Genomic DNA, 4,421 nt, shown 5'->3' with positions numbered 1-4,421 from the left:
CGATGAATCTTTTGCTGCTAATATCTATCTGGCTGCAACAATAATCAATTTGCGTTAATTGTCAACACGCCCTAATCCACTCACATTTAAATATTTTGCAAACTCTGATAAATGTCTTGCAAAGTTTGACGTGGATTTTCTGATTGGGTGATCGGACGACCAATCACCAAATGATTTGCTCCATCTTGCATAGCTTGTACAGGAGTCACGATACGTTGTTGGTCATCTTGGCTACTACCTGCTGGACGAATACCTGGGGTAATCAATTGGAAATCTGCCTGCGTAATCGCTTGACGTAATGAAGGTGCTTCTTGTGCCGAACACACTACGCCATGCAAACCACAATCCGCAGTCAGCTTTGCCAAATGCAATACATGCTGTTCTGGTGTCGCATCGATACCAATATCTGCTAGATCCTGCTGTGCCATTGAAGTCAGTACAGTTACCGCAATCAAATACATCTGATGATTGTGCTGAGCTAGACGCTCCATACAAGTTTCCATCATTTTACGTCCACCACTAGCGTGAACATTAGTCATCCACACACCCATATCGGCAGCAGCCAATACCGCTTGTGCAGTGGTGTTTGGAATATCATGGAATTTCAGATCCAAAAACACTTCAAAACCCTGATTGTGTAAGGCTTTGATGACTTGGCTGCCTGTTTGCGTAAAAAGTTCTTTTCCTACTTTTACACGACACAGTTTTGGGTCAAGTTGCTCAGTGATTTGCATGGCTTTATCAAAATGATTGGCATCTAGTGCAACAATAATACTCATCTTTGGCTTCACTCTATCATTTAAGGTTGACGATAAAACATATAGACAGTAAAAAAGCCCAATCACAGGGCTTTTGGTGGTTCATTAGGATCAATTATGGGTGTTGTCGCTGCCTTTTCCGCACGACTGGCAGCTTGAGCCGCTTCTGTCGCTGCACGTTGGGCATTTTCAATCTGCTCTTTACGTAGATGTTCAATATCTTTGCGTAAGCGGTTGATTTCCCAGTTCTTTTGTACGACTTTAAACATCAGTACACCAAGCAGCAAACCGATGATAACACCGAGCACCAAAGTCAGTAGCAATAGTAGACCCAAACGCATTGCAGGCACTTGAGTAAACAATAAATCTACTGGCAACTCAGTACCATTTTGAAGAACTAAGGCTAATGCATAAGCGAAGACCGCTGCTAATACCGCAATAACGACAAAACGCATAAATTAGTCAACCTATTAAATTATTTTTTACCTTCTAGGCTTGCATTCACTGCATCACGTAATGCTTTACCTGGCTTGAAATGTGGAACTGCCTTCGCCGCAACATCAACTTTACTACCAGTTTTAGGGTTACGTCCTAAGCGTGGCTGACGATGGTGCAGTGCAAAGCTACCAAAGCCACGAATTTCAATCCGTTGATTATCGGCTAATGTATCGATCATTTGGTCTAACATGACTTTTACAGCATCTTCTACGACTGCTTCTGAAAGCTGTGGATTTTTTTCAGCGATGCGTACAATTAGCTCAGATTTATTTAATGCTTCATTACTCATAAAATGTTCCTTATTACAAGGTTTTTCAATGTGATACATCTTAACTTATTTGAAAAAAAAAAGGTAGTATAGAATGATTTTCTACACCACCTTTTTGATCATTTTTACTAAATTCTGAAATAAAATCAGTATTTAAGTAATTTTTATTGATGAAAACCCAAAACTGATTAGTCATTTTGAGTTTCCATCACAACGCTAATACAAGATTAACGTTGTTGTTGTTGTTTGATCAAGTCACCAATTGTCTTAGGACCGTTGCCTTCAACAGCTTTCGCAGCAGTTTGACGAGCAGCGTTCAACGCTTCTTTCTCTTCAGCTTCGTCTTTCGCTTTGATAGACAAGTTGATTGTACGAGATTTGCGATCTACGTTAACAATTTTCGCTTCAACTTCTTGACCAACTTCTAAGAATTTAGTTGCATCTTCAACGCGATCACGGTTGATTTCAGATGCTTTCAATTGAGCTTCGATGTCGTCAGCCAATTTAACTGTTGCACCTTTTGCATCAACAGCAGTTACAGTACCTTTAACCAAAGCACCACGCTCATTCGCAGCCAAGAAGTCATTGAATGGATCGTTGTTTAACTGTTTGATACCTAAAGAAATACGGTTGCCTTCAGCATCTACAGACAAGATAACAGCTTCTACAGTGTCACCTTTCTTGTAACGACGGATTGCTTCTTCGCCTTGCTCATTCCAAGAAATGTCAGACAAGTGAACAAGACCATCGATACCACCGTCTAAACCGATGAAGATACCAAAGTCAGTGATTGATTTGATCGCACCTGAAACTTTTTGACCTTTGTCGTGTGCTTTAGCAAACTCTTCCCATGGGTTAGCACGAGTTTGTTTGATACCTAAAGAAATACGACGACGTTCTTCGTCCACTTCCAATACCATCACATCAACTTCATCGCCGATTTGAACAACTTTAGATGGGTGAATGTTTTTGTTAGTGTGGTCCATTTCAGAAACGTGTACCAAACCTTCTACGCCTTCAGCGATTTCAGCGAAACAACCGTAGTCAGTCAAGTTAGTAACGCGTGCTTTCACGATAGAGCCTTTTGGATAACGGCTCATGATTTCCATCCAAGGATCTTGACCCAATTGTTTCAAGCCCAAAGATACACGGTTTTTGTCACGATCAAATTTCAATACTTTAACAGTAACTTCTTGACCCACTTCTACCACTTCTGATGGATGCTTAATGCGTTTCCAAGCCATGTCAGTGATATGTAACAAGCCATCGATACCGCCCAAATCAACAAACGCACCATATTCGGTTAAGTTTTTGATTGTACCAGTAACGGTTTGACCTTCTTCAAGTTTAGACAACAATTCTTCACGGTCAGCAGAAGATTCAGCTTCCATTACTGCACGGCGAGAAACGACAACGTTGTTGCGTTTTGCATCTAACTTGATTACTTTGAATTCAAGCTCTTTGCCTTCTAGGTGAGTTGTGTCACGGATAGGACGTGTATCAACTAAAGAACCTGGTAAGAATGCACGTACAAGACCGATATCTACAGTGAAACCACCTTTAACTTTACCAGAAATCATACCAGTAACGATTTCGCCATCTTCAAAGATTTTTTCAAGTTTAGTCCAAGTTTCAGCACGTTTTGCTTTTTCACGAGAAAGTACAGTTTGCCCCATACCGTTGTCAACTTGTTCTACAACAACATCAACGTTATCGCCAACTTTAACTTCTAATTCGCGTTGTTCATTCAAGAACTCTGCACGAGCAACAACACCTTCAGATTTTAAGCCTGTGTCAACAGTAACCCAGTCAGCATCAATGCTTACAACTGTACCTTGGATTAAAGCACCTTTTTCGATGCTAAAGTTTGATTCGCTGGCTTCAAAGAGGGCTGCAAAAGATTCGGTCATGTGATACCTAATTTCAAATTAACGGCTTGGAATCAGACAAGCTCGGTTTGGTTACACAGCACATAAAACAGATAATCCGATTCATTTTATACACTGCTAAAAAATGATTAAAAATTGGTTTGCTCGACACAATCAACTGATTTTATTTAATTTAAACCATTTTTGATTGAGCATAAGCCAACATCTCTGCAAACACGTCATCAATGCTCATATTTGAGCTATCGATGATTTTTGCATCAGCTGCGGGCTTTAATGGTGACGCACTGCGTTCAATATCACGGCGGTCACGCATTTCGATCTGAGCTAAAATGCCGTCTATTTTAGCGACTTCACCTAGTTTTTGCAACTGTTTTACACGTCTTTCTGCACGAGATTGGGCAGATGCGGTCAGGAAAATTTTCACTGGTGCATCAGGGAAAACCACTGTTGCCATGTCGCGACCATCCGCAACTAAACCTGGGGCTTTTGCAAAATCACGTTGTCTTTGTAATAACGCTTCACGCAACACTGGAACTGCTGCCACTTTTGAGGCATAGCTACCGACTTCTTCAGTGCGGATCGTTTGGCTGACATCTTGTCCATCTAATAAGATTTTTAAGCCATCCTGTTCGCTAATAAATGCAATATCGAGCTGTTCAGCGATTTTTTGGCATTCTACTAAAATTTTATCCGATTGATTTTGTTCAATTTCAGCCAATAATGGGTCTAACAAATTCATCTGTTGCAATTTTAAGCCCAACAAACGATAAATCGCCCCAGAATCCAGTAAATGATAGCCGAAATGCTGTGCCAACATCGCTGCCAATGTACCTTTGCCCGAGCCACTTGGACCATCAACAGTAATAATTTGAATGCTCATTATTTTTCAACCAGTTAAAATTAATGTCGTTAGTTTAGCATAAAAATTTATTCTAGGGTGTGTTGACATACAAAGAAAATCAGTTATTCTGATTATATGAATAGACTAACACTTACTGATGCCCAATG

The 4,421-nt window shown here is 40.4% G+C and carries 5 protein-coding genes; all 5 read right to left on the bottom strand.

Annotation, left to right across the window (positions count from 1 at the left end; all coding sequences use genetic code 11):
* Positions 1-86 precede the first annotated feature (86 nt).
* Positions 87-779: an orotidine-5'-phosphate decarboxylase gene (pyrF, locus tag ACEYX7_RS10620; protein WP_374805436.1), complete on the bottom strand. Its 693-nt coding sequence runs from the start codon at positions 777-779 to the stop codon at positions 87-89.
* A 62-nt stretch (positions 780-841) separates the two neighbouring features.
* Positions 842-1,213, bottom strand: coding sequence for a lipopolysaccharide assembly protein LapA domain-containing protein (locus ACEYX7_RS10615; protein ID WP_374805438.1), 372 nt, complete (start codon positions 1,211-1,213; stop codon positions 842-844).
* A 20-nt stretch (positions 1,214-1,233) separates the two neighbouring features.
* A complete protein-coding gene (locus ACEYX7_RS10610; RefSeq protein ID WP_374805439.1) occupies positions 1,234-1,545 on the bottom strand; it encodes an integration host factor subunit beta in 312 nt (103 codons plus the stop codon).
* Positions 1,546-1,751: 206 nt separating this feature from the next.
* The gene (rpsA, locus tag ACEYX7_RS10605; RefSeq protein WP_374805441.1) at positions 1,752-3,434 is read right to left on the bottom strand and encodes a 30S ribosomal protein S1; all 1,683 of its coding nucleotides are present in this window, start codon (positions 3,432-3,434) and stop codon (positions 1,752-1,754) included.
* Between the two features lie 151 nt (positions 3,435-3,585).
* The gene (cmk, locus tag ACEYX7_RS10600; RefSeq protein ID WP_374900554.1) at positions 3,586-4,293 is read right to left on the bottom strand and encodes a (d)CMP kinase; all 708 of its coding nucleotides are present in this window, start codon (positions 4,291-4,293) and stop codon (positions 3,586-3,588) included.
* Between the last annotated feature and the right edge of the window lie 128 nt (positions 4,294-4,421).

Source organism: Hubeiibacter jixunmingi (genome assembly GCF_041928215.1).
In the GTDB taxonomy this organism is placed as follows: domain Bacteria; phylum Pseudomonadota; class Gammaproteobacteria; order Pseudomonadales; family Moraxellaceae; genus Acinetobacter.
The sequence above is the reverse complement of the archived record's forward strand: the minus strand, read 5'-3'. Positions and strand labels throughout refer to the sequence as shown.

Bases quoted from the DNA above. Each gene is read 5' to 3' on its own strand.
- pyrF (WP_374805436.1), bottom strand. From the start codon at position 779: ATGAGTATTATTGTTGCACTAGATGCCAATCATTTTGATAAAGCCATG.
- ACEYX7_RS10615 (WP_374805438.1), bottom strand. From the start codon at position 1,213: ATGCGTTTTGTCGTTATTGCGGTATTAGCAGCGGTCTTCGCTTATGCA.
- ACEYX7_RS10610 (WP_374805439.1), bottom strand. From the start codon at position 1,545: ATGAGTAATGAAGCATTAAATAAATCTGAGCTAATTGTACGCATCGCT.
- rpsA (WP_374805441.1), bottom strand. From the start codon at position 3,434: ATGACCGAATCTTTTGCAGCCCTCTTTGAAGCCAGCGAATCAAACTTT.
- cmk (WP_374900554.1), bottom strand. From the start codon at position 4,293: ATGAGCATTCAAATTATTACTGTTGATGGTCCAAGTGGCTCGGGCAAA.